Annotated in this window: 23 protein-coding genes and 3 pseudogenes; 5 read left to right on the plus strand and 21 right to left on the minus strand. The window is 60.7% G+C overall.

Annotated elements, in window-relative coordinates:
- Positions 1-213: 213 nt before the first annotated feature.
- The 19 genes and pseudogenes from hemC to ccoN form a co-directional block, all read right to left on the minus strand.
- Entirely contained in the window at positions 214-1,152 is a 939-nt protein-coding gene (hemC, locus tag N2600_RS16490; protein ID WP_260296824.1) for a hydroxymethylbilane synthase, read from the minus strand.
- A complete protein-coding gene (locus N2600_RS16495) occupies positions 1,152-2,894 on the minus strand; it encodes an ABC transporter transmembrane domain-containing protein (RefSeq protein ID WP_260298837.1) in 1,743 nt (580 codons plus the stop codon). The genes hemC and N2600_RS16495 overlap by 1 nt, the downstream gene beginning before the upstream one ends.
- Before the next feature lie 317 nt (positions 2,895-3,211).
- The gene (hemA, locus tag N2600_RS16500; RefSeq protein WP_260296825.1) at positions 3,212-4,426 is read right to left on the minus strand and encodes a 5-aminolevulinate synthase; all 1,215 of its coding nucleotides are present in this window, start codon (positions 4,424-4,426) and stop codon (positions 3,212-3,214) included.
- A 110-nt stretch (positions 4,427-4,536) separates the two neighbouring features.
- Positions 4,537-4,803, minus strand: coding sequence for a hypothetical protein (locus tag N2600_RS16505; RefSeq protein WP_260296826.1), 267 nt, complete (start codon positions 4,801-4,803; stop codon positions 4,537-4,539).
- Between the two features lie 395 nt (positions 4,804-5,198).
- Positions 5,199-5,879: a CBS domain-containing protein gene (locus N2600_RS16510; RefSeq protein WP_260109228.1), complete on the minus strand. Its 681-nt coding sequence runs from the start codon at positions 5,877-5,879 to the stop codon at positions 5,199-5,201.
- Between the two features lie 74 nt (positions 5,880-5,953).
- Positions 5,954-6,427, minus strand: coding sequence for a cytochrome c-type biogenesis protein (locus N2600_RS16515; RefSeq protein WP_260296827.1), 474 nt, complete (start codon positions 6,425-6,427; stop codon positions 5,954-5,956).
- Positions 6,428-6,606: 179 nt separating this feature from the next.
- On the minus strand, positions 6,607-8,595 hold the full coding sequence (locus N2600_RS16520) for a heme lyase CcmF/NrfE family subunit (protein WP_260296828.1): 1,989 nt from the start codon (positions 8,593-8,595) through the stop codon (positions 6,607-6,609).
- Positions 8,592-9,095 carry a cytochrome c maturation protein CcmE gene (gene ccmE, locus N2600_RS16525; RefSeq protein WP_260298838.1) on the minus strand — a complete coding sequence of 168 codons (504 nt, stop codon included), beginning with the start codon at positions 9,093-9,095 and terminating at the stop codon, positions 8,592-8,594. The genes N2600_RS16520 and ccmE overlap by 4 nt, the downstream gene beginning before the upstream one ends.
- 234 nt (positions 9,096-9,329) lie before the next feature.
- Positions 9,330-10,100, minus strand: a pseudogene (gene ccmI, locus N2600_RS16530) (c-type cytochrome biogenesis protein CcmI); the annotation flags it as partial.
- Positions 10,101-10,113: 13 nt separating this feature from the next.
- Positions 10,114-10,842 carry a response regulator gene (locus N2600_RS16535; RefSeq protein WP_085991563.1) on the minus strand — a complete coding sequence of 243 codons (729 nt, stop codon included), beginning with the start codon at positions 10,840-10,842 and terminating at the stop codon, positions 10,114-10,116.
- Positions 10,843-11,052: 210 nt separating this feature from the next.
- Positions 11,053-11,718 (minus strand): Crp/Fnr family transcriptional regulator, encoded by a 666-nt coding sequence (locus N2600_RS16540; RefSeq protein WP_026154300.1) that lies wholly within the window; start codon positions 11,716-11,718, stop codon positions 11,053-11,055.
- A 21-nt stretch (positions 11,719-11,739) separates the two neighbouring features.
- Positions 11,740-11,898 carry a cbb3-type cytochrome oxidase assembly protein CcoS gene (gene ccoS, locus N2600_RS16545; RefSeq protein ID WP_017965701.1) on the minus strand — a complete coding sequence of 53 codons (159 nt, stop codon included), beginning with the start codon at positions 11,896-11,898 and terminating at the stop codon, positions 11,740-11,742.
- A complete protein-coding gene (locus N2600_RS16550) occupies positions 11,895-14,183 on the minus strand; it encodes a cation-translocating P-type ATPase (RefSeq protein WP_260109233.1) in 2,289 nt (762 codons plus the stop codon). The genes ccoS and N2600_RS16550 overlap by 4 nt, the downstream gene beginning before the upstream one ends.
- Complete coding sequence (locus N2600_RS16555; protein ID WP_260109234.1) at positions 14,180-14,665, minus strand: FixH family protein; 486 nt, start codon at positions 14,663-14,665, stop codon at positions 14,180-14,182. Before N2600_RS16555 ends, N2600_RS16550 begins: the two co-directional genes overlap by 4 nt.
- Positions 14,662-16,234, minus strand: a pseudogene (gene ccoG, locus N2600_RS16560) (cytochrome c oxidase accessory protein CcoG). The gene N2600_RS16555 and the pseudogene ccoG overlap by 4 nt, the downstream one beginning before the upstream one ends.
- A 459-nt stretch (positions 16,235-16,693) precedes the next feature.
- The gene (gene ccoP, locus N2600_RS16570; RefSeq protein ID WP_017965706.1) at positions 16,694-17,557 is read right to left on the minus strand and encodes a cytochrome-c oxidase, cbb3-type subunit III; all 864 of its coding nucleotides are present in this window, start codon (positions 17,555-17,557) and stop codon (positions 16,694-16,696) included.
- Position 17,558: 1 nt separating this feature from the next.
- Positions 17,559-17,711: a CcoQ/FixQ family Cbb3-type cytochrome c oxidase assembly chaperone gene (locus tag N2600_RS16575; RefSeq protein WP_017965707.1), complete on the minus strand. Its 153-nt coding sequence runs from the start codon at positions 17,709-17,711 to the stop codon at positions 17,559-17,561.
- A 9-nt stretch (positions 17,712-17,720) separates the two neighbouring features.
- Positions 17,721-18,455, minus strand: a complete 735-nt coding sequence (ccoO, locus tag N2600_RS16580) for a cytochrome-c oxidase, cbb3-type subunit II (protein WP_260296829.1) — start codon at positions 18,453-18,455, stop codon at positions 17,721-17,723.
- Between the two features lie 9 nt (positions 18,456-18,464).
- Complete coding sequence (gene ccoN, locus N2600_RS16585; protein WP_162118034.1) at positions 18,465-20,087, minus strand: cytochrome-c oxidase, cbb3-type subunit I; 1,623 nt, start codon at positions 20,085-20,087, stop codon at positions 18,465-18,467.
- Between the two features lie 238 nt (positions 20,088-20,325).
- Between ccoN and N2600_RS16590 the strand changes: the two genes are divergently transcribed.
- The 3 genes from N2600_RS16590 (at position 20,326) to N2600_RS16600 (ending at position 23,592) form a co-directional block, all read left to right on the plus strand.
- Positions 20,326-21,057: a Crp/Fnr family transcriptional regulator gene (locus N2600_RS16590; protein ID WP_222386710.1), complete on the plus strand. Its 732-nt coding sequence runs from the start codon at positions 20,326-20,328 to the stop codon at positions 21,055-21,057.
- An 18-nt stretch (positions 21,058-21,075) separates the two neighbouring features.
- The gene (locus N2600_RS16595) at positions 21,076-23,001 is read left to right on the plus strand and encodes a hybrid sensor histidine kinase/response regulator (RefSeq protein WP_222386711.1); all 1,926 of its coding nucleotides are present in this window, start codon (positions 21,076-21,078) and stop codon (positions 22,999-23,001) included.
- 387 nt (positions 23,002-23,388) lie between these two features.
- Positions 23,389-23,592: a twin-arginine translocase TatA/TatE family subunit gene (locus N2600_RS16600; RefSeq protein WP_260298839.1), complete on the plus strand. Its 204-nt coding sequence runs from the start codon at positions 23,389-23,391 to the stop codon at positions 23,590-23,592.
- 114 nt (positions 23,593-23,706) lie between these two features.
- On the opposite strand, the gene N2600_RS16605 is transcribed toward N2600_RS16600, so the two are convergent.
- The gene (locus N2600_RS16605; RefSeq protein ID WP_017965712.1) at positions 23,707-23,925 is read right to left on the minus strand and encodes a hypothetical protein; all 219 of its coding nucleotides are present in this window, start codon (positions 23,923-23,925) and stop codon (positions 23,707-23,709) included.
- 84 nt (positions 23,926-24,009) lie between these two features.
- A pseudogene (locus N2600_RS16610) lies at positions 24,010-24,099 on the minus strand (DNA-binding response regulator); the annotation flags it as partial.
- Between the two features lie 6 nt (positions 24,100-24,105).
- Between N2600_RS16610 and N2600_RS16615 the strand changes: the two are divergent.
- The gene (locus tag N2600_RS16615; RefSeq protein ID WP_222386713.1) at positions 24,106-24,594 is read left to right on the plus strand and encodes a hypothetical protein; all 489 of its coding nucleotides are present in this window, start codon (positions 24,106-24,108) and stop codon (positions 24,592-24,594) included.
- Between the two features lie 146 nt (positions 24,595-24,740).
- On the plus strand, positions 24,741-25,103 hold the full coding sequence (locus tag N2600_RS16620; protein ID WP_260056558.1) for a hypothetical protein: 363 nt from the start codon (positions 24,741-24,743) through the stop codon (positions 25,101-25,103).
- Positions 25,104-25,111: the final 8 nt, after the last annotated feature.

Raw genomic sequence — 25,111 nt, forward strand, 5'->3', positions numbered from 1 at the left:
AAAAGCCCATCGCTGATTATTCCCCACGTCGGGCAGTGGGACGACATCTGGCTGATAGCGCGGCGCCCTTGTCTGGTTCCTGATCGGGGAACGGTTCCTCCCCGGGTATCTCGGGCTCATTGAGATCGCTTGCATTTTACCGATCGGTTTACCGGCCTCGAAAGATCCGACGTCGTATGCACGTCCATGGGAACTTGACGCCACCCGATCCCTCTAAACGTGTCCGGACGCCATCCCCACCCCGGCCAGGACCATCCGACCGGCCTCTTCGCCCAGCGCCGCCGGGACTGTCCGAGCGCCACGCACGGTCACGCGCCGAGGGTTCCGCCCATCAGCATCAATGCTCAGACCGCGAAGCAGAATCTCGCTTCCATGACAGACCGCGAGCGCTCCGATCGGCGTTCGGCACGAGCCGTTGAGGGTTCGAAGGAAGGCACGCTCGCAGCGAACGGCATCGGCCGTGCTTGCATCGTTTAGAGCTGATACCAGTTCAGTTATTCGGTCATTCGCGACGACATTCTCGATACAGATGGCTCCCTGCGCGGGCGAAGGTGGGAAATCGCGCGGGTTCAAAATCTCCGTCGCGGCGTCGGACATGCCCAGTCGGTTCAGTCCCGCCATCGCAAGCAGCGTCGCGTCAACAACCCCACTCTCGAGCTTCTGCAGCCGCGTACCGACGAATCCCCGAAATGGAACGATATCTAGATCTGGCCGGTGCATTGCGACAAGCGCTGCGCGTCGGATCGACGACGTACCGACCACGGCGCCAGGCGGCAGCTCCCACAATCGATATCCGCTGCGTGAGATCAACACATCGCGCACGTCCTCCCTCGGCAGGAACGCGCTGAGGTGCAGCCCGTCCGGAAGGGTCGTGGCGACGTCCTTGGCCGAATGCACCGCAAGATCAAGGTCTCCTGAAAGGAGCCTTTCCTCCAGTTCAATTGTAAAAAGGCCTTTCACTCCGACCTCTGGCAACGGCCGTTCGTCAATCCGATCGCCTCTGGTCGTCAGAGGCAGGATCTCGAAGCAGTCACCAGGAAGACCGTGGTAGGCGGCGAGCCGGCCGGCCACCTCCTTCGCCTGGGCAAGCCCAAGCGGGCTCGCTCGCGTATCGATCTTGATTTGGTTCTGTGCAGCTCCTCCCAACTTCATCAGGCGGCATCCTGTTCGGGCTGGGTGGTGACATTGAACTGCAACTCCGCGAGTCTTGCGTAAAGTCCCCCCTGTCGAACTAGCGACGCATGTGTACCCTCCTCCACGATCCTGCCCTTGTCCATGACCAGGATGCGGTCGGCATTGAGAACGGTGGCGAGCCAGTGCGCAATAACGATCGTCGTCCGACCGCTCATGAGTCCTTCCAATCCCCGTTGAACGAGCTGCTCGTTCTCGGCGTCCAACGAGGCGGTCGCCTCGTCGAGAAGGAGGATTGGAGCATCTTTGAGCAGCGCGCGTGCAATCGCTATCCTCTGGCGTTGTCCTCCGGAGAGCGTCAGACCGCGTTCGCCGACGACGGTTTCATATGCCTTTGGAAGCGCGGCGACAAAAGCGTCCGCCCGCGCTTTGGCGGCAGCTGCCGCTATTTCCGCCTCCGTGGCGTCAGGACGACCGAATGCGATGTTTTCAGCGATCGAGGCGCCGAAGATCGTCACGTCCTGCGGGACGACGGAAATCTCCTTCCGAAGATCTTCGGGCGTGGTCGATCTGATATCCCGCCCGTCGATCGCGATGCTGCCCGAGTAGTCGTCATAGAAACCGAGCAACAACGAGAGAACGGTACTCTTCCCCGATCCCGATGGGCCGACGATCGCGACCGTCTCGCCGGCCGCGACCCGCAGCGAGAGGCCTCTAAGGACTTCTCTTTCAGGCGAGCCAGGATAGGCGAAATGGAGATCCGCGATCTGAACGTCGCCCCGTACCTGACCGATCGGTCTGACGGAACCACGCTGACGGACGCTTCCTTGTTCGTCCAATAGCTCGAAAAGCCGTCCAGCCGCTCCGGCAGCCTGGGCCATTTCGCCCCAGACTTCGGAGAGCGACCCGAGCGAGCCCGCCGCGATCACGGCATAGATTAGAAACTGACTGAGATTACCGGCAGAAAGCGTTCCGCTAAGCAGGCTGTGCGCCCCAATCCATAGCACTCCGACGACGCTTCCGAATATTAGAGCGATTGCAACCGCCGTAAGGACTGCCCGCGAGCGCGAAGCGACGACTGCGCTTCGATAGGACTCCTCTATATCCTTTGAGTATCGGCGACAGGCGATCTCCTCGCCGTTGAATGCCTGGACGGTGCGGCTTCCGGCTATGATTTCGGCCGCGTAAGCGGATGCATTGGCCAGGGCGTCCTGAGCGGCCCTCGACCGCTTCCGAACCGAGCGTCCGAATACCACCAGCGGGGCCACGACTAAGGGAATGGCGCCCATGGTGATCGCGGACAAAGCGGGGCTTGTGACGAACATCATGGCAAGAGCGCCGACGCAGAGGATGGAGTTTCTCAACGCTACGGATGCGGCGAGACTCGTCGCTGTCTTAATGTGAGCAGCGTCGGCGGTCAGCCGCGAGGCGATTTCCCCCGACCGGTTTGCATCGAAGAAACTCGCGGGGAGACGGGTGATCTTGTGGAAGACCATTATCCGGAGATCGCCAACGATCCGTTCCCCAAGCGTCGTGACGAAGTAGTATCGGCAGGCGCTTGCTACCGCGAGTCCGATCGCGAGGATCATTAGCATCATGAAGTAACGGTTGACGAACGCGCCATCAGCCTGGCTGAAGCCATTGTCTATCATCCTGCGAACCGCCAACGGGAGCGCAAGCGATATCAAAGCCGCACAGGTCAGCGAAACACCCGCGCACACCACCAGCGGCCGATGATTGCGAAGCAATGGTCGCAAACGCATCAGGCCGCCGATCCTCCGCTTCGCGGAATTTCCGCCGCATGTATCCGTGGCGCCTTCCAACGGGCCGGCGGAACGGCAGTCGTGCTTTGCAATCATCAATGTCTTGGTCTCCGACTTCATTCCGTGGCACTCTTCTTGTGGGAAGGCGGCTCTGTCTTTGATCGCGATCAATAATAATGGCGATACATCCTCGTCTTGCCGGAGGCGCGATCCCGCACCTGAGACCTGAAAAAATGTAGAGGGCTGCACGACGTCTGAATTTAGCAAGCAGACGATGGGTCATGCCTTCGTTAAAGAACGGAAGTGTCCTCAATGCATCAGGCGACGTGCCTTGCGAGCGCGCAGCGCGACCAGAGCGAATGCAGCGCCTCGACCAGATGGGCGATATCGGCGTCGGAATGCAGCGGCGTCGGCGTGATGCGCAGGCGCTCGGTCTTCTTCGGCACGGTGGGATAGTTGATCGGCTGAACGTAAACGCCGCAATTGTCGAGCAGCAGGTCGGAGATCCACTTGCACTTGGCCGCATCGCCGACCAGCACCGGCACGATATGGCTCGGATTGGGCATATGCGGAATGCCGCGCTGGTCGAGCAGCGCCCTCAGCTTGCGGACACGGTCCTGATGGCGGGCGCGCTCGAACTGGCTGACCTTCAGGTGCTGGATCGAGGCGACGGCGCCGGCTGCCAGCGCCGGCGGCAGCGCCGTGGTGAAGATGAAGCCGGACGCAAACGAGCGGATGAAATCGCAAAGCGCCGTCGACGCGGCGATATAGCCGCCCATCACCCCGAACGCCTTGCCGAGCGTGCCCTCGATCACGGTCAGCCGGTCCATCAGCCCTTCGCGCTCGGCAATGCCGCCGCCGCGCGGGCCATACATGCCGACGCCATGCACTTCGTCGAGATAGGTCATCGCCCCGTATTTGTCGGCGAGGTCGCAGATTTCCTTGATCGGGGCGATATCGCCATCCATCGAATAGACGCTCTCGAAGGCGATCAGCTTCGGCGCCTTCGGATCGGCGGCCTTGAGCTTGGCTTCGAGATCGGCCACGTCATTGTGCTTCCAGATCACCTTGTCGCACTTGGCATAGCGGATGCCCTCGATCATCGAGGCATGGTTCAACGCGTCGGAGAAGATGATCAGGCCGGGGATCTTGGCGCCGAGCGTGCCGAGCGCTGCCCAGTTGGAGACATAGCCCGAGGTGAAGATCAGCGCTGCTTCCTTGCCGTGCAGATCGGCAAGCTCACGCTCGAGCATGACGTGATGGTGGTTGGTGCCAGAAATATTCCGGGTGCCTCCCGCACCCGCGCCACAGTGGTCGATGGCGTTCTTCATCGCCTCGATCACCTTCGGATGCTGGCCCATGCCGAGATAGTCGTTGGAGCACCAGACCGTGACCTCCTTTTGGCCATCCGCGGTGTGACGCGTCGCGCGGGGGAAATTGCCGCGGTGACGTTCGAGATCGGCAAAAACGCGGTAACGGCCTTCGCTATGAAGCCCGTCCAACTCGTCTTTGAAAAACGCTTCGAAATCCATGTGCACGCTCCCTGTTCGATTCGAGCAGTACATTGCGGTGGTTGCGGCGTATTTGATCCTGATCAAGTTGGGTGAAAGCTGAACACCGACTGGCGAGCGCATCGGACCAGTCACGAAATTCCCCCGTTCCAATCGCTGTGGAAAACGGCAATCCGTTCGCGGCGATCGGAATCGACACCACGGGAAGAAGCTCGATCGACTGGGGAGCCTAGGGCGTCCCGGAAACATTTATTATCGATCGCACGGGACGAATCCTCTTGAGACATGTCCGACCGATCGACGAGAAAAGCCTCACGATTGATTTTCTGCCCATTTTGGAAGAGATCATTGCCGCCGAATGAACGCTGCCTCTGCCAGCCGTGTTTGACCTCCATCAAGGAAACGGCCTCGCCTATTGAGTATGTCGATTTGGCGGGTCGGGATTTTCCCGTGTCAAGGGGGGAAACTTGACAGAGGCTCGCTCGGTTTTGGGGCGCAACACCGAGCGAGCCTCCTCGCGTCAAATTCACTCTCACCAACGAGCGCCAGCCGAAGCCGCGCCGCCAGGCGCGGGCGGCAGTGCCGCAAGCTTGAGAATTTCGGGTGTCCAGAATCTGCGAGATTGTCTGGTTGAGGCAAGCGGCGATTTCACTAAATCTTTGCGAGATTCGGCTTGAACACCAGCGGGCGAGCATAAGATGCTTTATCGCCGCATATGCTCCGACATCCAGAAATTGGTCTCCGCGGATGTGCGGATATTGGTCGGCGCTTTAAACAGCATAGAGGCGCTGTCTCAACCCACCTCGGTCCCGGTCAGCCGAGCGATCTGGAGCCGGTCACGATAGGCGCCGACACCCAGGCTTTCGACCAGGGTGCGAACAGCCTTTTGCTTCAGCTCCGACTCGACGTTGCCATCGAGTGTCACCTGGCCGTCCTTGACGGTCACCTGGATCTTCTGAGGCGTTATCCCCAAGTCCGACCTCAGTCGCGTCCGGACAGCCAGCCTGATCGATTCATCTTCTTTTGGCAACGGTGCCGTTTGGGCATCGATGATCAGGCCGAGGATGTCCCTGCGGCTGACAATCCCGACAAGGCGCCCGTCCTCGACGATAGGCAGCCGCTTGATCCGGTGCGCCTGGAGGCTTTCGGCGATATCCGATACCTCGCTGTCGGGGCTCGCCACGATCACATCTTGAGACATGACATCGGCGACACACCAGCCATTGCTGGAAATATATCGCTCAAGATCGATCTCGGATATGATTTCGGGTGCGCGGGCGGCGCGGGGAGCGAAGCGGATCTCTCTTCGCAGCAGCAGGTCGCCCTCCGTAAGCATTCCGCAGACGCGGCCTTCGTCGTCAATGACAGGAAGGCCGCTGACGTTGTTGTGCATCATGACAGCGACAGCGTGGCGTATACTGACTGCTGGACCGATCGACACCACCTTCGTGGTCATTATGTCCTTCGCCTGCATTGTCCTGCCTCGTTTATAGGAATTGTTGCTGCGACGACGATAGGACGACCGCGTCGAGCCGCCATTGATCTCCGTCAAATAGTGCGATTTCTGTGAAGCATCTCGCTCAGCTTCGCTTGTTCATCGGCCGTCAGCTTGCTGCCGGTCGGTTTGCCGGCCCTCTTGCGGGCAAAGACCAGCAGTGACCGTCCGCCGGCAAGGATCAGCAGCAGCGGTGCGCCCCAGAGCAGCCCCGTCTTCAGGCTGAGACGCGGTTTCAAAAGCACGAATTCACCGTAGCGCGAGACGATGTAGTTCAGCACCGCCTCGTCGCTGTCGCCATCGCTGATGCGCTCGCGCACCAGCAGCCGCAGGTCCTTGGCCAGATCGGCGTTGGAATCGTCGATCGACTGGTTCTGGCAGACCATGCAGCGCAGTTCGGCCGAGAGAGCGCGAGCGCGGGCTTCCAAAGCTGGATCGGCCAGCACCTCGTCGGGATTGACGGCGAAGGCGGAGACGGGCGTGAAGAGGACGAAAAGGACGATGAGGAGCCGGGAGAGAAGCCGCATTCCCCTTCGCCCCTCGGGGAGAAGGTGCCCGACAGGGCGGATGAGGGGGCCACCCTTCGCAGCACAGGCGACCTTTCGCTTGCGCTCAAGCTCCTCGCAGCTCCGCCGCTCGGCCCCCTCATCTGCCCTTCGGGCATCTTCTCCCCGATGGGGAGAAGGGGAAGAAAGCCGTGAGCGCGTCATTCCGCCGGCTCCATGGCAGGAGCTGCCGGCTTCGCCTTGCGGCGCGGAGCGCCGACACGCAGGCGCCGGTCGCTGAGCGAGACCAGGCCGCCGAAGGCCATGAACACCGCGCCGCCCCAGATGCAGAGAATGAACGGCTTCCACCAGATGCGCACGACGATGCCGCCGTCCTTGGTGGCGTCACCCAAAGAGACGTAGAGCTGGCTGAGGCCGAAGGTCAGAATACCAGCCTCCGTCGTCGGCATCTGCCGGGCGGTATAGAGGCGCTTGGCCGACCAGGTATCGGCAACCGCGACACCGGCGCGGCGGATGGTGAAGTGGCCGCGCTCCTCGGTATAGTTCGGCCCGGTCCCCGGCTGCATGCCGTCGAAATGCAGGCTGTAACCGCCGGCCTTCGTCACCTCGCCGGGCTTCATCTCGATGACATGCTCGCTCTGGAAGGTCGTGACCGCGACGATGCCGAGCACGGTGACGCCGAGCCCGGCATGGGCTAGCGCCGTGCCGAAGGCCGAACGCGGCAGGCCGGAAAGCCGGCGCCAGGCAAGGCTGCCCGCGACCTTGCCGATACCAGCGCGGTACCAGAGATCGGCCACCGCGCCGAGGATGAGGAACAGCCCGGCAGCCAGGCCGAGCACTGAGAGCACCGGCCCGCCATGTTCGATATAGAAGAAGATCAGCGCGGCAAGGAAGGCGAGACCTGCGACGACATAGAGCCGCTGCAGGGCACCCAGCAGATCGCCGCGCTTCCAGGCCAGCATCGGCCCGAAGGGTACGATGACGATCAGCGGTGCCATCAGCAGGCCGAAGGTCAGGTTGAAGAAGGGCGGCCCGACGGAGATCTTGTCGCCGGTCAGCGTTTCCAGCAGCAGCGGATAGAGCGTGCCTGTGAGCACCGTGCCGCAGGCGACTGTCAGGATCAGATTGTTGACGACGAGCGCGCCCTCGCGCGAGATCGGCGCAAACAGCCCGCCGGCCGAAAGCTTCGGCGCGCGGAAGGCAAACAGCGACAGCGCCCCGCCGATGAAGATCAGCAGGATGCACAGAATGAAGACGCCGCGGGATGGGTCGCTGGCAAAGGCATGCACCGAGGTCAGCACGCCGGAGCGCACCAGGAAGGTGCCCATCAGCGACAGCGAGAAGGTGAGGATGGCGAGCAGCACCGTCCAGATCTTCAGCGCCTCGCGCTTTTCCATGACAAGCGCCGAATGCAGCAGCGCAGTGCCGGCGAGCCACGGCATGAAGGAGGCGTTTTCCACCGGGTCCCAGAACCACCAGCCGCCCCAGCCGAGCTCGTAATAGGCCCAGTAGGAGCCCATGGCGATGCCGAGCGTCAGGAAGGTCCAGGCCGCCAGCGTCCAGGGCCGCACCCAGCGTGCCCAGGCAGCGTCGATGCGCCCTTCCATGAGGGCAGCAACGGCAAAGGAGAAGCAGACGGAGAAGCCGACATAGCCGAGATAGAGCAGCGGCGGATGGATCGCCAGACCAACATCCTGAAGCACCGGGTTGAGATCGCGGCCCTCGGCCGGCGCCGGATCGAGCCGCAGGAAGGGATTGGAGGTCAGCAGGATGAACAGCGTGAAGGCGACCGAAATCCAGGCCTGCACGGCCAATACATTGGCCTTCAGCGTCTCCGGCAGATTGCGGCCGAAAACGGCGACCAGCGCGCTGAACAGCGTCAGGATCAACAGCCAGAGCATCATCGATCCCTCGTGATTGCCCCAGACGCCGGAGTATTTGTAGATCAGCGGCACCAGCGAATGCGAATTCTCCCAGACGTTTTCGACCGAGAAATCCGAGACGACATGGGCATAGGTCAGCACGGCGAAGGAGAAGGCCACAAGCGCAAACATCGCCAGCGAGCCGACCGTCGCCACATCCATCATCGCCCGGTCGTGACGACGGGCTCCGATCACCGGCACGATGGAAAGGATGAGCGCCGTGGCCAGCGCCAGCACCAGCGCGTAATGGCCGATCTCGATGATCATGGCGTCGCCTTCACTTGCTGTTCCTTCACTTCCTGGCCCTGACCTTCCTGGCCTTGGCCTTCCTTCCACAGCCCCTGGGCTTTCAGCTTGTCGGCCACCTCCTTCGGCATATAGGTCTCGTCATGCTTGGCAAGCACGGTATCGGCGACGAAGACGTTCGTGCCGGCAGTGAACATGCCTTCGGTGACGACGCCCTGGCCCTCGCGGAAGAGATCGGGGAGGATGCCGGTATATTGGACCTTGACGGCATTGGCGCTGCCGTCGGTGACGGCAAATTCCACCGTCGAGCCGGTGCCGCGCACGACACTGCCCTCACCGACCAGGCCGCCGAGGCGGATGCGGGTTTCCGGCGCCACCGGCGTCTTGGCGAGATCGGCCGGCATGTAGAAATAGGCAACCGACTGGCTGAAGGCGAACATGACAAGCAGCACGGCGGCGAGGATGAAGCCCATGCCACCTGCAGGATCCTCGCTGAGCTTGGCATCGAGGCTTTCGACCATGCCGCGGATCATCTGCTGCCGGTCGCCGGCGTTCATGGTCTCGGCCGCCGTCACATCCTGCTGCGTGGGATTGCCGGGAGCCGGATTGGCGCCCGAGGCAGATGGATTGGCGCCCTGGGCAGCCGAACCAGGGCCTGCCGGCGCGCCGCCGTTCATGGCGATATGCTGGTTGACCAGCGGCAGCCACGGCGCATCGGCCGGCGATTGTTTTGCCAGCGCCTCGAAGGCCTGCCGCGCCTCATCGGGCCGTCCCGCCTGCTCCATGCTGAGGGCGATGTAGAAACGGGCGCGCACATTCGCAGGATCGATCTGCAGCAAGTTATTGAGCGCGAGCAGGACATCTTCTCCCACAAGCCCGTTTGAACGAGCCATCAACGCTTCCGAGAGCCCGCCCAGACGCGGTACGCTCGCGCCAAGGATACGAAGCGCGGATCGATATGCCTCGACCGCGTCGTCCGCTCGACCCATCTTGAGGAGAACGGGGGCAAGTAGATCCCACCCCCGACCGTCCTGTGGACTGCTGACGAGATGGTCGTGGGTCTTCTTGACAAGGATCGCAAGATCCTCGCCAGGGTCATCAAGTCTGGCCTGCAAAGGTCGCGACTCAAGCTCAGGAGAACCGAGAGAGGCGTAGACTCCGATGCTAATTAGTGGGAGCATCGCAGCGACGGCCAGTCTGACGCGCCTGTGGGAGCGTTGGGGACCGCTAGGCGTCCGTGGCAGATCCATGGACTTGAAGAGCCGTCGCGCTGTTTCCGCCTTGGCAAGTTCGTACTCGTTTGCACCAATCTGTTGCCTCGCCAGCTCCCTTTCGAGTTCGAGGAGCTGGTCCCGGTACACGTGGGCGTCCACGCCGACGTTCGAATGACGGGCGCGAACCGACGACAGCGGATGCACTAAGACTGCGGTTGTTGCGGCCGAGACGACCGCAAAAAGTATCCAGATGATCATTGGTCCAGAAGCCATTGCACGGCCGACCGTATGCACGATCGCTACGTGGAACATTGACCCTGATCAACTATCTCACATTTGATGGGCGTGGTGTGAAGACGTATCCGACGCCGCGAACCGTCTGGATCATCGTCGGTTCCTTTGGGTCAACTTCGACTTTTTTCCGAAGGCGGACGATCTGCGCATCTATCGCCCGGTCGAAGGCCTCCAGGCTGCGGCTTCTCGTTAGGTCCATTAGCTTGTCACGCGACAGCACGCGGCCAGGATTTTGCGCGAAGACCAGAAGCATTTCGAATTCTCCGGTCGTCAAGGAGACGTCCTCTCCCTGCGGAGAAGTTAGCTTCCTTCGACCAACCTGGAGCTTCCAGCCGTCGAACTGGAGGACTTCCTCCTCTGCGTTCGCGGCTCGGTCCGTCGGAGGGGTCTGTATCCGCCTCCTTAGTACAGTCCTTAGCCTTGCGAGCAGTTCCCGCAGATGAAATGGCTTTGCAATATAGTCGTCAGCACCAAATTCCAGGCCCACAACCTTGTCGGTCACGTCGTCCTGCCCAGTGAGCATCAGCACCGGAACGTCGGACGTGTTGCGCAACTCCTTCAGCAGTTCGAGGCCGTTCTCTCCATTTGGGAGCACGAGATCGAGAAATATGGCCGAGTAGGACGCCTTGGACAATTCGGCGCGCATGGCGGCGCCATTGCCGACGGCGTTCACCCTGTATCCGTTGTCCTCGAAGTAGCGGACAAGCATCTGTCTGATCCGGGCGTCGTCGTCGACGACCAGAATGCGATCCGGTTCCATGTCCCTCATTCGTCCCGCTGCAATTCTGTTTCAAAACCAGATACCGCAGGATCGGGGACAGCGCTACTGTTGTTCTGGTCATGATAACAGTCCAGATCGTAACCGACCGACTGCGAGCGCTCCCTTCCGAGCAGCAAGTCGTCACAGCCCCGCAGGTCTCGTCCGTCGCGCATCGTGGTTAGCGCTCTCGGGGGGCGCTGAAGAAGACTTCTAACAAGCTTCCCTTAGCTGGGCCACGCTGCCGATACAGACCGTCCGGCCCCTCACGTCCACTCCCGCACCGGAAAGAGCTGCAAAGGCGCGCGACAGCGCCTCGGGAGCGAGCCCAAGCTTTCCGGCAAGAACTCTTTTCTGATAAGGCAGTCGGAACGTCGCCTGAGATGCGGAGTTGGGACACCGGCTCACGAAGTAGTTGGCAACGCGCTGGGCAGCGGTGTGCAGGCGGTCTCCCGCGATGCAGTCCAACGAGCCCAGCAGATGCCTGGCCATGATCCGCATGACGTTGCGCTGGATGCCGCCGTGTTCGGCGGCAAGTGCACGAAGGCCGGGCAGATCGAACTGCGCAAGCTCCACGGGGGCCGCGGCCCAAGCCCCATGCGCGTAGGCGTCCCCCATGGGAACCAGATATTCGCCAAAGCAGTCTCCGGGCTCACAGATGCAGACGTCGGCCTCGCGCCCGCCAGCCTCGGCCTTGGTCAACCGGACCACGCCAGACAGAACGCAAAACACGTGGGACGCTCGCTGTCCTTCGGCCACTATTCGTTCGTTGACCGCGACTGCCCGCAGACCCACCAACTCCAGCATGCTTCGGCATACTTTCTCATCGAGTCCTTCGAAGAGCTCTGACCGCAGTACTATCTCATCATCTAAGGACATCGTCGCCCCCCCTTTAACGGCCTACGACTTAGGCGGATCGTATTCATCGTCAGCGAGCACCCGCCAGGCGGCTCCCTGAAGATCGTCATACTGACCGCTCCGAAGAGACCAAAGAAATGCCGCAAGTCCGGCGCCGCCCATGAGGAGCGCTATCGGAATAAGAAAGATCAGCATGTTCATGCTACTTTGACCTCCCCGCCCCTCGCGGCTGGCCGCGAAGCATCTATGACAGGAGATCGCTTGGAGCCTGCGTTGAGCCTGAGAGCGTTCGTAACGACGATGATCGATGAAGTGGACATCGCCACTGCTGCGATCAGGGGCGTGGCAAGTCCCGCCATCGCGATCGGGACGGCCAGCACGTTGTAGCCGATCGCCAGCGCAAAGTTCTGACGTATGAGGGCAGCCGATCGCTTCGCCACTGCGATCGCCTGGGGGACGGCGTCCAGCCGTTCGTTGAAGAATACCAGATCGGCGGACTGCCGGCTGATGTCAGAAGCCGTGGCAGGCGCCATGGAGACATGGGCGGCAGCCAGCGCCGGCGCGTCGTTGATGCCATCTCCCACCATGAGGACGCGATGGCCGGCGTCGCCGATCTTCTGGCACTCGTCGACTTTCTGTTTCGGAGTAAGCGCTCCCATCGCCCGACCGACGCCGAGCGCACGCGCCGCACTGTCTACTACGCTCTGACGATCTCCTGAAACGATCAATGTTCCAAATCCGCCGGATTCGAGTTCTTTGATAACGTCCTGCGCGCCAGCTCGGAGCGCGTCCTCGAAGAAAAAGCGCGCAAGCGCTTCTCCGTTCCTGGAAAGGACGGCTTCGGAGAGCGGGCTGTCGGCCGTCGACGGAGCCGGATCTACGCCGCACGCGAACGCCGCGCTCCCCAGCCTATAGGTCTCCTCGCCACGCATGCCTTCGAGCCCGCCACCGGGAATTTCGCTGACGCGATCAAACGGAGCCGCGACGTGGCCGGCGCTCTGGGCCAACGTCTGGGACAGTGGGTGCCTCGAGTGGACGGCTAGTCCCACCGCTTTCCCCAGATCGGCCTCATGCGCGGCCTCGAGCCTGACCAGCCTTGGACGCCCGATGGTCAGCGTTCCCGTCTTGTCGAAGGCGACCGTGTCGATCTCTGCAAGCCTTTCGAGCGCCGAGCCGTCCTTCACCATGATACCCCTGCGGAAAAGCTCGCCAGCCGCCACGACTTGAACGACTGGAACCGCAAGACCCAGCGCGCATGGGCACGTAATAATAAGCACGGCCACCGCGACCAGCATCGCATGCTTCCAATCGCCGTCGATCAGGCCCCAGGCAAGAAACGAGGCAAGTGCGAGAAGATGGACGACCGGGGAATACAGCGCGGCGGCGCGATCGGCGATACGCCGGTAGCGCGCCCTTCCGCCCTCCGCAGCCTCCATGAGGCTGATGATTTCGGCCAACAGGGAGTCCTTCGCGAGCTTGGTAGCGCGGACCACGAGAGCGCCCGTCAGGTTCATGGCGCCGGAGCTGACCCCGACGCCGACGCCTACGGAGACAGGGGCGCTTTCACCGGTAACGATCGCAAGATCGAGGTCGCTTTCGCCGACCGCGACGGTTCCATCCACCGGAATTCGTTCGCCGGCCGCGACCGCGATCTCGTCTCCCACGACGATCTCGTCAAGCGGAACATAACGGCGCGATCCGTTGGACGACAGGAGCAGCGCACCGCGCGGCGCAAGTCGCGCCAGGCCGTTGATGGCAGCACGGGCTTTTTCGCGCATCACATGGTCGAGCGTCCTGCCGATAAGAAGGAAGAACAACAAGGAGACGGTCGCGTCGAACCAGGCGTGTTCGCCATGATGCGCGGTCTCCCAGAGCGAAACCGCGTAGGAAAGGGTCACGGCCAACGATATCGGCACGTCCATGTTCGTGCGGCCGTGCTTCAACGCGTGCCACGCCGACCGAAAGAAGAACCGCCCCGCGTAAACTAGCGCTGGCGCGGCAATCAGCGCCGAGATCCAGTGGAACATGTCCCTCGTCGCGGCGTCGGCGCCGGACCAGACGGAGACGGACAGAAGCATGATATTGGTGGCTGCAAAGCCGGATACTCCGACTGCCAGGAGAAGCTGGTTCCTTGTCTTGTCGGTCTCGGGCGCCACTGGCGTGAACAGATGCGCACGGTATCCGGCGGCATTGACCGCAGCGATGATACCCGTCGGATCGGTGGCCCCTTCAACGGTTTCTTCAGCGTACACGCAGGTGACGCGCCGCGACGTGAGGTTCACTCTGGCTTTCCGGACGTATGGGAGCGCTGAAACGGCCTTTTCCAAGGTCGATATGCAGCTCCCGCAGTGGACGTCCGGAACGCTCAGGTCGAGCTGCCGGAGTCCTTCGCCTAAGGAATGGCTCACTAGCGCGATTTCCTCGGCGCTGATGAACGTCGTGCTTATCGCGAGAACCCCTTCGGCATCCATCGTGCAGCATGTCATTCGCCGAATCCCGCGGTATCGAGACGGGAGGCCTCGTGCATGACGACTTTGCCTTCCCTGCGCGAGATGACCTCCACGATCCAGTCGCCCGAGCCGACACGGTGCCGGGACTCAAACTGTCCGTCTGCGACTTTCGTGAACGAAATGTGGAAATCTTCGTGATCGCCGACGGGGCGTTTGAAGTTTGCGGTCACGTCGTCGACGATGACAGGAGATCCGTCACGGTTACGGATGTCGTAATGGATTCGGCCGCCGTCGAGCGACAGGCTTCCGATGATTCCGGACGCCGCCATCGCCTTCATATCTGCCACCTTGCGGTTGAACTCCTGGCTGGCGACATAGGTGTTTTCGACGACCAGACCGCTCCAGCTCGACGAGGCGAACCAGGCCATGATCACGTTGACGCCGATCACCACCGCGAAGAACGAGCACGTGGCGATCAGCATGTGCCTCCCTGTGAATCCTTGACTGGCAGTCGTCATCTGGTATCTCCTGGTGAGTTGAACGCGGCTCGATATGTTGCTCTGTCGGCGTGGGCGGCGTCCTCGATGGCAAAGAGGAACTCGGCGACCGCGGCAGCCGACGGTTTGCTCGTCACAAACACTTTCACGGTGGTCGCAACATCCGGCGCCGCTTCGATGGTGAAAGCTCGGGCGTCTTCTTTGCCGAGCTCGGGAATGCGCATGGTAGCGCCCTCGTCGAGGCCTAGAAGGCTCAGCTCGACCTTGCGTGGAGCCGGCACCATGTTGAGTATTCGCAGCGTGTAGCCGTTGCGGATCGAGCCGTCGCTCTCCATGACGTACTGCGGATTGCGATCGTGGACCACGTTCAGTTCAAGTCCCTCACGCATTGCGAGGTGGACGACCATCGCGACGCCGATCAAAAGCCAGACAGACGCGTAAAACAGCACGCGTGGGCGGAATATGATCCGCCAATCGAAATGTTTGATCGTTTCGATAAACGAGCCATCAGCATTGCGGACCTTCGCGGGCTGCACCGAGGTCCTTCCGCCGTCCGTCGCGATGGCCATGTTGGCGGCGTATTCGCTGAGCGTCGCGTAGGCTATCAGCCCACGAGGCTTCCCGAGCTTGTCCATGACCCCATCGCAGGCGTCGATACACAAAGCGCAGGTGATGCATTCCATCTGCTGACCGTCGCGGATGTCGATGCCCATGGGGCAGACGGCCACACACGCATTGCAGTCGACGCAATCGCCGACGGGCTGTCCGGCAGCCAATGCCTTCTTCGGGTGACGTGAGCGAGCCTCGCCGCGCCAATCGTTGTAGGTGACGACCAAGGAATTTTCGTCGAGCATGGCCCCCTGGATTCGCGGCCAGGGGCACATGTAGGTACAGACCTGTTCGCGCATGAGCCCACCAAGCACGTAGGTGGTGGCGGTAAGTGTGGCGACGGTCGCGTAGGCGACAACCGGCGCCTTTCCGGTGAAAAAGGAGACGAGGAGCGTGGGCGCATCGGCGAAATAGAAGATCCACGCCCCCCCCGGTCGCGAGGCCGATGATCAGCCATATCGTGTGCTTGGCGACACGTTTCTTCGCCTTGTCGAAATTCCACGGCCCGGCGTCGAGCTTCATGCGGGCGTTTCGGTCCCCCTCGATCGCGCGCTCGACGACAAGGAAAAGATCGACCCACACCGTCTGCGGACATGCATATCCACACCAGGCCCGCCCGACGGCGGACGTGACCAGGAAGAGACCGAACCCCGCCATGACCAGCAGGCCTGCGACGTAGTAGAATTCCTGAGGCCAGATCTCGATGAAGAAGAAAAAAAATCTGCGTGAGGCCAGATCGATCAGGATAGCCTGATCCGGTGCGTAGGGCCCCCGGCCCCAGCGAATCCAGGGAGCCAAATAATAGATCCCCAGCGTGATCAGCATCACGATCCACTTGAACCGCCGGAAACGGCCCTCGGCACGCTTCGGAAACACCTTCTTTCGCGGAGCGTAGAGGGGTTCATTTTTATGGCGGTTGTTTACGGGTTCAACGTCGATCCGTTCGACCGGCGTGGGATCTGGTGCTGTGTAGAGGTTCATTGCGCTCTGTCCGATTTTCCCTGTCTTCTCAGCTTTGGGAGGACCCGTCCTTGATCCAGGTCAAGGACGACAACTGCTCAAAAAAGTGGGCCGCACTCCGGACAGGGAAACGCGGCCCAAAAAGACTAGATGCCGGCTGGTAGCAGCCCGCCGCAATCGGCTCCTTTGAGAGATGGAGCTTAGGAATGGCCACGCCTCGGAAGAGAACGCGTGGCCTGGAGGAACTGCGGGGGAGAGACCGCCTGGACGTCCTCGAGAGGTTCCTACCTGCTTGTCGGCTTCTGTTCTTTGAGCCCGATCAAACTGATCATCGAATTCCCCATCTTTTCCGCATCCCCTTTTCGGGATCGGGTGTGACGGGCTTTGCGCGCACGGAAACTCGCGAGTGTACGACCGCGCGGGGGATTCCATAAAGGGCGAGCAAGGGGTCGTGGTCGTGCGTGGTCATGTTGATCTCCTTCAGGTTCCACCGCCAAGCGAATGGACAAAAATGGTAAGCTCCTTGACCGTTGTCTCACCCAGGCGCGCTGCCCAGGCAGGCATTACGCCATGTTTGGGAGAGGCGACCTGTCGAACGATCGCATCTTCGCCGCGCGCCTTCAGCCAGATTGCGTCGGCGAGGTCCGGCGCACCCATTTCCGCCTTTCCTTTGGCATTCTCGCCGTGACATGCGGCGCAGTTGTCGAGGAAGATCTGTTTTCCCGCCTCTGCGAGAGCGGGGTCCGAGGGCGTATTGCTCAGCCCCCACACATAGGCGGCGACCTGCCGCATCTGGACAGGCTCCAGAACGTCGCCAAAGGCCGGCATCTCGGAAGCGTGGGTTTCGGCATCCGAGTCGAAGCGGATCCCATGGGCGATCGTGGTCTGGATGGCATCCAGATCTCCGCCCCACAGCCACTCGTCATCGTTGAGGTTCGGAAAGCCCGGACCGCCGCTCGCCCCGGAGCCATGACAGGGCGCGCAGTTCACCTTGAACGCGGACGCGCCGCCGGCGCTCGCAAATTCACGAAGAGCAGGATCCGCGTCGATCTCCTGCACCGTTTTGGCAGCGATCAGATCATGGAACTTCGTCTGGGATGCCTTGGCGAGATCAAGCTCCTGCTGCAGTTCGGCGCGAGTTGAGTAGCCGAGATAGCCCTTCGTGGCGGAAGTGAACATCGGGATGGCTGGATAAGCGATCGCGTAGCCGATCGCCCATAGAATACAGACATAGAACGTCCAGACCCACCATCTCGGCATCGGATTGTTGAGCTCGCGGATACCATCCCATTCATGACCGGTAGTCTCGACGCCGCTGATTTCATCGATATGCTTGTCCGACATCTCAGTCATCCTTCAGGGGAATATCGGCTGCTTCCGCCGCCGTCTGCTTGCTGCCGGGGCGAAGGGTGTAGACGACGGCGCCTACGAAGAACGCGGCCATTGCCAGCAGGCCCCAACTGTCGGCGAAGTGCCGCATCGCTGTGTACGTTTCCATTGCATCGCCTCATCGATAGCCGGTTGCGTCGTCGTAGATTGAAAAGTCGACCAACGTCCCAAGCATCTGCAGGTAGGAGACGAGTGCGTCCATCTCCGTGAGCGTCTGCGGATCGCCGTCGAAGTCGCCGGTCTTGGCCTTCGGATAGCGCTCTAGCAGCGCCGTGGTGTCGGCGTTCGGATCGGCCTGCATCTTCATGTCGGCTTCGGCATTGGCCATCATGTCGTCGGTATAGGGAACGCCGACGTCCTCGTTGGCCTTGAGGTCCATGCCAATATCCGTGACCGAAAGCTCCTTCGACTTGAGGAACTCATACTTCGGCATGATGGATTCAGGCACCACGGCCCGCGGATCGGAAAGATGCTGGACGTGCCACTCGTTCGAATAGCGGCCGCCGACGCGCGCAAGGTCCGGCCCGGTTCGCTTCGAACCCCATTGGAATGGGTGGTCGTACATCGATTCCGCAGCCAGAGAGTAATGACCGTAACGTTCCACCTCGTCGCGGAACGGCCTTATCATCTGGCTGTGGCAGAGATAGCAGCCTTCGCGAATGTAAATGTTTCGGCCGGCCAGCTCGAGTGGCGTATAGGGACGCATCCCCTCCACCTTTTCAATCGTATTCTGCAGGTAGAACAGCGGTGCGATTTCGACGATGCCGCCGATGCTGACGACGAGCAGCGAGCCGACGAGAAGAAGCGTTGCGTTCTTCTCGAGGATCTTATGTTTATCAAGTATCGATGCCATTTTCTCACCTCACTCGGCAGGCTGTGCCTGGGGCACGTATGCGGTCGGAATGGCTGCCTCGTCGCGGAGATGGCCGCGGACCGTCATGAAGACGTTCCATGCCATCACCAGGCCGCCGGCCAGATACAGGCCGCCTCCGACGACGCGGAGCACGTAGTATGGGAACATCGCGGCCACGGTCTCGGCGAACGAGTAGACGAGGAAGCCCTGCGAATTGTACTCGCGCCACATAAGGCCCTGCTGGATCCCGGCCACCCAGAGCACGGCGGCGTAGATGACGATGCCGAGTGTAGCGAGCCAGAAGTGCCAGTTGACCATCCGCAGACTGTAGAGACGTTCACGTCCCCAGAGCTTGGGCGTCAGGTAGTAGATTGCACCAAAGGTGATCATGCCGACCCAGCCGAGGGCTCCCGAATGTACGTGGCCGATCGTCCATTCTGTATAGTGGCTCAGCGAGTTGACGGTCTTTATCGACATCATCGGGCCCTCGAAAGTCGACATGCCATAAAAGGCGATGGCGACGATCATCATGCGGATGATAGGGTCGGTCCGAACCTTGTCCCAGGCCCCGGAAAGGGTCATGAGGCCGTTGATCATGCCGCCCCAGGAAGGCATCCAGAGCATGACCGAGAAGACCATGCCGAGCGTCTGCGCCCAGTCTGGAAGCGCCGTATAGTGCAGATGATGCGGACCCGCCCATATGTACATGAAGATCAACGCCCAGAAATGGATGATCGACAGCCGGTAGGAATAGACCGGGCGGTTCGCTTGCTTGGGCACGAAGTAGTACATCATGCCCAGGAAGCCCGCGGTAAGGAAGAAGCCGACCGCATTGTGGCCGTACCACCACTGTGTCAGCGCGTCCTGAACGCCGGAGAAGACCGAGTAGCTCTTCGAGCCAAGGAAGGACACCGGAACGGCAAGGTTGTTCACCACATGCAGCATCGCGATCGTCACGATGAAGCCAAGGTAGAACCAGTTCGCCACATAGATGTGCGGTTCCCTGCGCTTTAGGATCGTCCCCAAATAGACGGCCAGGTATGCCACCCAGACGATGGTCAGCCAGATGTCCACGTACCATTCCGGTTCCGCATATTCGCGCGCCTGGTTGATCCCCAGGACGTAGCCTGTCGCGGCCATGACGATGAAGAGCTGATAGCCCCAGAAAACGAACCACGCCAAGCTGCCGCCGAAAAGGCGCGCATGGCACGTACGCTGAACGACGTAGAATGAGGTCATGATGAGCGCGTTGCCGCCGAAGGCGAAGATGACGGCGGAGGTGTGCACAGGTCGAAGACGGCCGAAATTGAGATAAGGCGCTAGATTGAGGTCCGGGAAGGCCAACTGCGCGGCGACGACTACGCCGACGAGAAAGCCGATTACGCCCCAGAAGACCGTAGCGATCAGTCCGTACCGGATCACCTCGTCAAAATAGCCTGACGTGTCGACCTTCTGCTGTCTTCCAGCGGGCGAAAAATCGACGTTCCTCACCAGCAGCAGGGTGCCAACGGACAAGCAGAAGCATAATATGCCCATGTGGACCGAAAATAGATTATCGTGCGCGAATGCGGCTCCTAGCAGCGCTAGGAAAGCAGCGACCGCGACCACTGCCGTTTCCGTTGTATAATTCATCACGTCGTCCCCAGTGCCCAGACGACCGCAACGCGGCCGGCTTTCTCGTACTTTGAGGCAGGACTGGCATGGGGGCGGCCTCTGCTCCTTGATCTAAATCAACGAAGGACGACTCTGGGGGCCGCATCCCGCGGCTGTTACAAACGGTTACACAGTCTCACCATTTGAAACCCGCCAATCATTGTCGTGTGACGTGCGTGCCTTCTATTGCATCCATCGAAAACGCGGGGACACCAAGATGCTGATGCAGAATCGCCAAGGCTTCCAACAGATCGAAGCCACCACGAGCAATGCGCGCGGCGGTCCCTCGCTCGGTTCCGTATTCAATATGTCGCCACTGGAATCGGTTTCGGCCGGAAAGGCCATCTGCTGGGAGGGCGACGCAGCGAAACACCTCTTCCAGGTCGTCGAAGGCGTCGTCCGGCTCCAGCGCATCATCGGCGAAGGACGCCGCGTGATCACGGCTTTTCACTTCGGGGGCGACGTTGTCGGCGCCTTTCTTCAGAACGACTTCCTCTTCACAGCCGAGGCAGTCACCGACTGCAAGATTCGGCGTGTCGCACGCAAGAGGTTTCTTGACGAGGTTGGGCGATGCGACCTGCTGCGTCCCGAATACATCTCTCTGCTCTGCAACGAGACCGTCGCCGCTCATGACCAGATGGTGCTTCTGTCCAAGAAGAATGCCGAAGAGCGGCTTTGCAGCTTCATCGCCAGGCTGGTGTTCCGTCACACCGCCGGGGTCAACAAGGGCCTGCTGCGGATCCCCATGAACCGCCAGGATATTGCGGACTACCTCGGCCTGACGATCGAAACGGTATCCCGCACGATCACAAAGCTCGCTTCCCGGAACATCGTTGTTCCGGAAGGGCGTCATGACCTGAGAATCGTGAACTTGCGCCGTTTGCAGGAACTCTCAGGCAACCCAGATGATTTCTCGGAGAAAACCTGCCATAGCGTCAGTCTCCACTAATTGAACGCCGGACAAGCCATGCCTCACCGTCTCGTATCGCCACGAACAGCCTCCTATCAGGAGCTTGACGTAATGGTTCACGTGCTGGACGGCGCCGATATCCTGATCCATCGGTTCGAGGGCACCATCAGCCATTGGTCGATCGGCTGCGAGAACATGTATGGCTGGACCAGGGACGAGGCGGTCGGCGAGAACGTCTACGAACTGCTCGCCACCAGGTTTCCGGAGCCGGTGGACGAAATAAGAAACCAGATCAAGCAACGCGGGTTCTGGCAGGGCGAAATCATCCATCGTCACAAAAGCGGGCATGATATCCACGCCGCCTCCCGCTGCGTGCTTGTGAACCTTCCCGACGGCGACCTGGCCATCATTCAGACCAACAGCGACGTCAGCGCCCTGAAACAGGCTCAGGACGCGGTCAAGTCCCGCGAGGCCCATCTAAGTTCCATTCTCGACACCGTTCCGGATGCGATGGTGGTCATCGACCATAAAGGAATGGTGCTTTCATTCAGCAAGGCGGCAGAAAAGCTGTTCGGGATGGCCTCCGATCAGATCTGTGGGCGCAATGTTAGAAACCTGATGCCGAATCCCTATCGTGACGCCCACGACGGCTACATCGGCCACTACATCGAGACGGGTGAAAAGCGGATCATCGGCTACGGCCGAGTCGTCACCGGCCAGCGGGCCGACGGCACCCAATTTCCGATGGAGTTACACGTCGGGGAAGCGACGGCAAACGGTGAACGGATCTTCACCGGTTTCGTCCGTGATCTGACAAGCCGCTTCAAGATCGAGGAAGATCTCCGCCAGGCTCAGAAGATGGAAGCCGTGGGGCAGTTGACGGGCGGCCTGGCCCACGACTTCAACAACCTTCTGACCGTGATCAGCGGGAATCTCGAGATGATCGAGGACAAGCTACCCCCCGGCAAGCTTCGAGACATCCTGAGGGAGGCGCAGGACGCGGCGGCCGACGGCGCGAAACTTACGGGCCAGTTGCTTGCCTTCGGCCGGCGTCAGCCTCTCAATCCCAAGCATGCCGATCTCGGTCAGCTCGTGACAGGTTTTTCTGATCTGCTTAGGAGAACCCTCGGAGAAGACATCAAGCTCTCCACGACGATCGCGGGATCCGATCTGAACGTGGTGGTCGACAGCTCACAGCTTCAGAACGCTATTCTCAACATCGCTCTCAACGCTCGCGACGCCATGCCCAAGGGGGGCAGTCTGACCACCGAAATCTCGCGCGTCCACCTGGATTCAGATTATGCGAAGATGTACCCAGAGGTCCGCAGCGGCAATTTCGTGCTCATTTCCGTCACCGACACGGGCGTCGGAATGACGGACGAAGTGAAGAAGCACGCCATTGAGCCATTCTTCACCACGAAAGAGGTCGGATCGGGAACGGGACTGGGTCTCAGCATGGTCTACGGCTTCGTCAAGCAGTCCGGAGGCCATTTTCAGATATACAGCGAGGTAGGTCGAGGCACCACCATACGGATCTACCTTCCGGCCCTGACAGGATCCAAACTGCAGAAGCCAGATTCAGAAGACGGCAAACAAGCCAATCCGCTTCCGCGAGGAAGCGAAAGCATTCTTGTGGTGGAGGATGATTCACGCGTTCGCCGGGTAGCCGTCGCGCGGCTCGCCGACATGGGATACGTGGTGCTTGAAGCGGAGAACGGCCGTGAAGCATTGGGAATCTTGCGCGACCACCAGGAAATCGCGCTCCTGTTCACAGACATCGTCATGCCGGGCGGAATGACCGGAGACGAGGTGGCGAGGGAGGCTCGCCTCCTTCGGCCCGACGTCGCCGTCCTCTTCACCTCCGGGTACTCGGAGCCGGCCCTCGCGACGACCGATGTCATCTCCGGCGCTCGATGGCTTCGCAAGCCATACACTGCGAGGGAACTGGCGTCCATGATCCGGGAGCTTTTCGATCGGCATTGACGTCTGGGACGGGAAGCATTTGAAGGACGATCCTAGTACCACGGCGCCTTGCTGTCACAGTCCGTCCTGACGCGGCAGAGAACCCACGTTCCCCCGCGCGGCCGACAAGGTCGCGAAGCAGTCAGAAGTGTTCTCGGCGGGCGATGCCTGCACACGCGTCGCCACATCGAAACGACTCGCTCAAGGGGATCCCGATTGTGGCCGCCAGTCAGCGCAACAGCTTGGTTGCGCCTCGATCCGCTTGGTGTGCCCCAAACAAATATCTTGCAGGTACCTCGCGCCTCCTGATGCAAGACGCAGCGGGAAACGGCTTAGGTCGGCCATAGAAGCCTTCTAGGGATGGTCGCCAAGAAGCTTTCTTCTCGAAACCGCTGCCGCTCGTCTCAATTGCGTGCGAAGGCTGCGCCCATCTTTCTAGATTTGGTCATCGTGCTTATCTTGTTTGGTCGTGGCAAGATACCTGAACTGATGGCCCACGTTGCACACGGCATAAAGGCATTTAAGAGGGGGATCCAGGACGATCATGTCCGCGTTGGTAACGACGCGACGCAACCTGGGTGTTCTTCGGAGCAAGCGCGGGATAATGAATAGCTGGCACCGGGACATCGCAATGTGGAACGCTCGCAATGGCCCTGCCCTCGTCCTTGTCTCGGAGACGCCCGTAAGCTGTTCCAAAGTCGCCGCGAGCTCGCGACGCCCCGCTTGTTATCGGGTGTCATCGAGCATAAGTGCCGTGGCGAGATAGCCAACGCCGAGGGTGCTGGCGAACAGGTACACGAACATGCCCTGGGCGATGTAATAATCCGTCGAACTAGCTGAGGAAATTCCGGCAAACCCGTTGCTCCATACGACGAGCCCTACCACGCACCCCAATCCGGCGCCGGCAGCGATGCGCGTCAGCATGAATGAAATCAACCGAGGCATCTTGCGTCTCCTTGGCCTTCGCGCTCAACGTACGAGCGCTAATCAAGTTCCGGCGGCGAAGTCACGTTCGATTAAATAGGTGGGCAGGAGTTCCCCCTGGTATGGGGGCTTGGCCAGATAGTCGTCCGCGCCAGCATCGAGCCCGGTTATGCGCTCGTTGATATGACCCGCTGCGGCCTTATGCCTAGCGAAATCAAGACCTGCTCACAGTTCTCGCGGAAGCTCAAAGGTTACGAGGAGTTCCTCCAGAAGAATGCCGTCTCGTACGATGTCATCCGCGGTCTCATTACCACGAATTCGACGGTTCGCGAGATCGCCCTGGCCCAGATCGCTTCCGGCGTCCGCTTCGACACCTCCGACCTGAGAGCAGTCCGGCGCGGAGTTGCCGATAGCAAGCTCACCGAATTTCAGTATCAGGCTCGAGCTAGCAAGAAGGCCATGCTCGACGCCGCCCGCCGGCGCTCGGCCGAGACCGTGCAGGAGTTCCAGTGCGACGCGGTCGCGCTTTTGGAGAAAGTCGCAGCGCTTCCGACAGCGACGACGAGGAGCTCCACGTCACGACAAATGGCGGAGATCGCGCAGGACGCAGCCCGGCTGCTACCCGTGTTCGAGACGATCGCCGGATCCGACCATCCGCGCGAGGGTGAACAAAGGCGGCGACATCGGTAGCAAAAGGCGAACCGCGTCGAAAAAACCTCGTTTTCACTATCCGCAAATTGCTGCCGAAGCGGTCGTTAGCACAGTGTTAGCGCGAGCCACCTAGTGTGGTGACGCCATGGGAAACTCGGTTGTCCGTTGAAAACAGGACAAGCAGAATGAAGACCAGCCCTGCCGCGGCTTACGGAGGTTACATGAAACTGGTTCTAGGCAGTGTAATATTGGCGTCTGCCATACTGCTATCCAGCTTGTCGGGATTCGCAGCTTCGGGAGGATGGCATTCCGATGGGCAAGGAACGAGATACTGGCACGTCACTCCACCGCCCGGGCAATGTAATATAAGCCAAGCGAAGAACAGGGCGCTTCGGGCCGGCATCTATCGTAGCGAGATTATACAGCAGGATGATAATGTCATCGTGCTCAGAGGTCTGGATGAATCGGGCGACCGGCGAACGATCGGTTTCGGCAACATCAGGGGGTGCCCCGAGTTGGAAGGGTATGAGGATAGTCCAAACTTCTGAGGACATAG

It is taken from the genome of Rhizobium sp. WSM1274, from assembly GCF_025200775.1.
Lineage (GTDB): Bacteria > Pseudomonadota > Alphaproteobacteria > Rhizobiales > Rhizobiaceae > Rhizobium > Rhizobium leguminosarum_I.

Excerpts from the sequence above, each read along its gene's own strand:
- hemC (WP_260296824.1), bottom strand. The coding sequence starts at position 1,152 with ATGAAGTTGGGAGGAGCTGCACAGAACCAAATCAAGATCGATACGCGA.
- N2600_RS16495 (WP_260298837.1), bottom strand. The coding sequence starts at position 2,894 with ATGCGTTTGCGACCATTGCTTCGCAATCATCGGCCGCTGGTGGTGTGC.
- hemA (WP_260296825.1), bottom strand. The coding sequence starts at position 4,426 with ATGGATTTCGAAGCGTTTTTCAAAGACGAGTTGGACGGGCTTCATAGC.
- N2600_RS16510 (WP_260109228.1), bottom strand. The coding sequence starts at position 5,879 with ATGCAGGCGAAGGACATAATGACCACGAAGGTGGTGTCGATCGGTCCA.
- N2600_RS16515 (WP_260296827.1), bottom strand. The coding sequence starts at position 6,427 with ATGCGGCTTCTCTCCCGGCTCCTCATCGTCCTTTTCGTCCTCTTCACG.
- N2600_RS16520 (WP_260296828.1), bottom strand. The coding sequence starts at position 8,595 with ATGATCATCGAGATCGGCCATTACGCGCTGGTGCTGGCGCTGGCCACG.
- ccmE (WP_260298838.1), bottom strand. The coding sequence starts at position 9,095 with ATGGTCGAAAGCCTCGATGCCAAGCTCAGCGAGGATCCTGCAGGTGGC.
- N2600_RS16535 (WP_085991563.1), bottom strand. The coding sequence starts at position 10,842 with ATGGAACCGGATCGCATTCTGGTCGTCGACGACGACGCCCGGATCAGA.
- N2600_RS16540 (WP_026154300.1), bottom strand. The coding sequence starts at position 11,718 with ATGTCCTTAGATGATGAGATAGTACTGCGGTCAGAGCTCTTCGAAGGA.
- ccoS (WP_017965701.1), bottom strand. The coding sequence starts at position 11,898 with ATGAACATGCTGATCTTTCTTATTCCGATAGCGCTCCTCATGGGCGGC.
- N2600_RS16550 (WP_260109233.1), bottom strand. The coding sequence starts at position 14,183 with ATGACATGCTGCACGATGGATGCCGAAGGGGTTCTCGCGATAAGCACG.
- N2600_RS16555 (WP_260109234.1), bottom strand. The coding sequence starts at position 14,665 with ATGACGACTGCCAGTCAAGGATTCACAGGGAGGCACATGCTGATCGCC.
- ccoP (WP_017965706.1), bottom strand. The coding sequence starts at position 17,557 with ATGTCGGACAAGCATATCGATGAAATCAGCGGCGTCGAGACTACCGGT.
- N2600_RS16575 (WP_017965707.1), bottom strand. The coding sequence starts at position 17,711 with ATGGAAACGTACACAGCGATGCGGCACTTCGCCGACAGTTGGGGCCTG.
- ccoO (WP_260296829.1), bottom strand. The coding sequence starts at position 18,455 with ATGGCATCGATACTTGATAAACATAAGATCCTCGAGAAGAACGCAACG.
- ccoN (WP_162118034.1), bottom strand. The coding sequence starts at position 20,087 with ATGAATTATACAACGGAAACGGCAGTGGTCGCGGTCGCTGCTTTCCTA.
- N2600_RS16590 (WP_222386710.1), top strand. The coding sequence starts at position 20,326 with ATGCTGATGCAGAATCGCCAAGGCTTCCAACAGATCGAAGCCACCACG.
- N2600_RS16595 (WP_222386711.1), top strand. The coding sequence starts at position 21,076 with ATGCCTCACCGTCTCGTATCGCCACGAACAGCCTCCTATCAGGAGCTT.
- N2600_RS16605 (WP_017965712.1), bottom strand. The coding sequence starts at position 23,925 with ATGCCTCGGTTGATTTCATTCATGCTGACGCGCATCGCTGCCGGCGCC.
- N2600_RS16615 (WP_222386713.1), top strand. The coding sequence starts at position 24,106 with ATGCCTAGCGAAATCAAGACCTGCTCACAGTTCTCGCGGAAGCTCAAA.
- N2600_RS16620 (WP_260056558.1), top strand. The coding sequence starts at position 24,741 with ATGAAGACCAGCCCTGCCGCGGCTTACGGAGGTTACATGAAACTGGTT.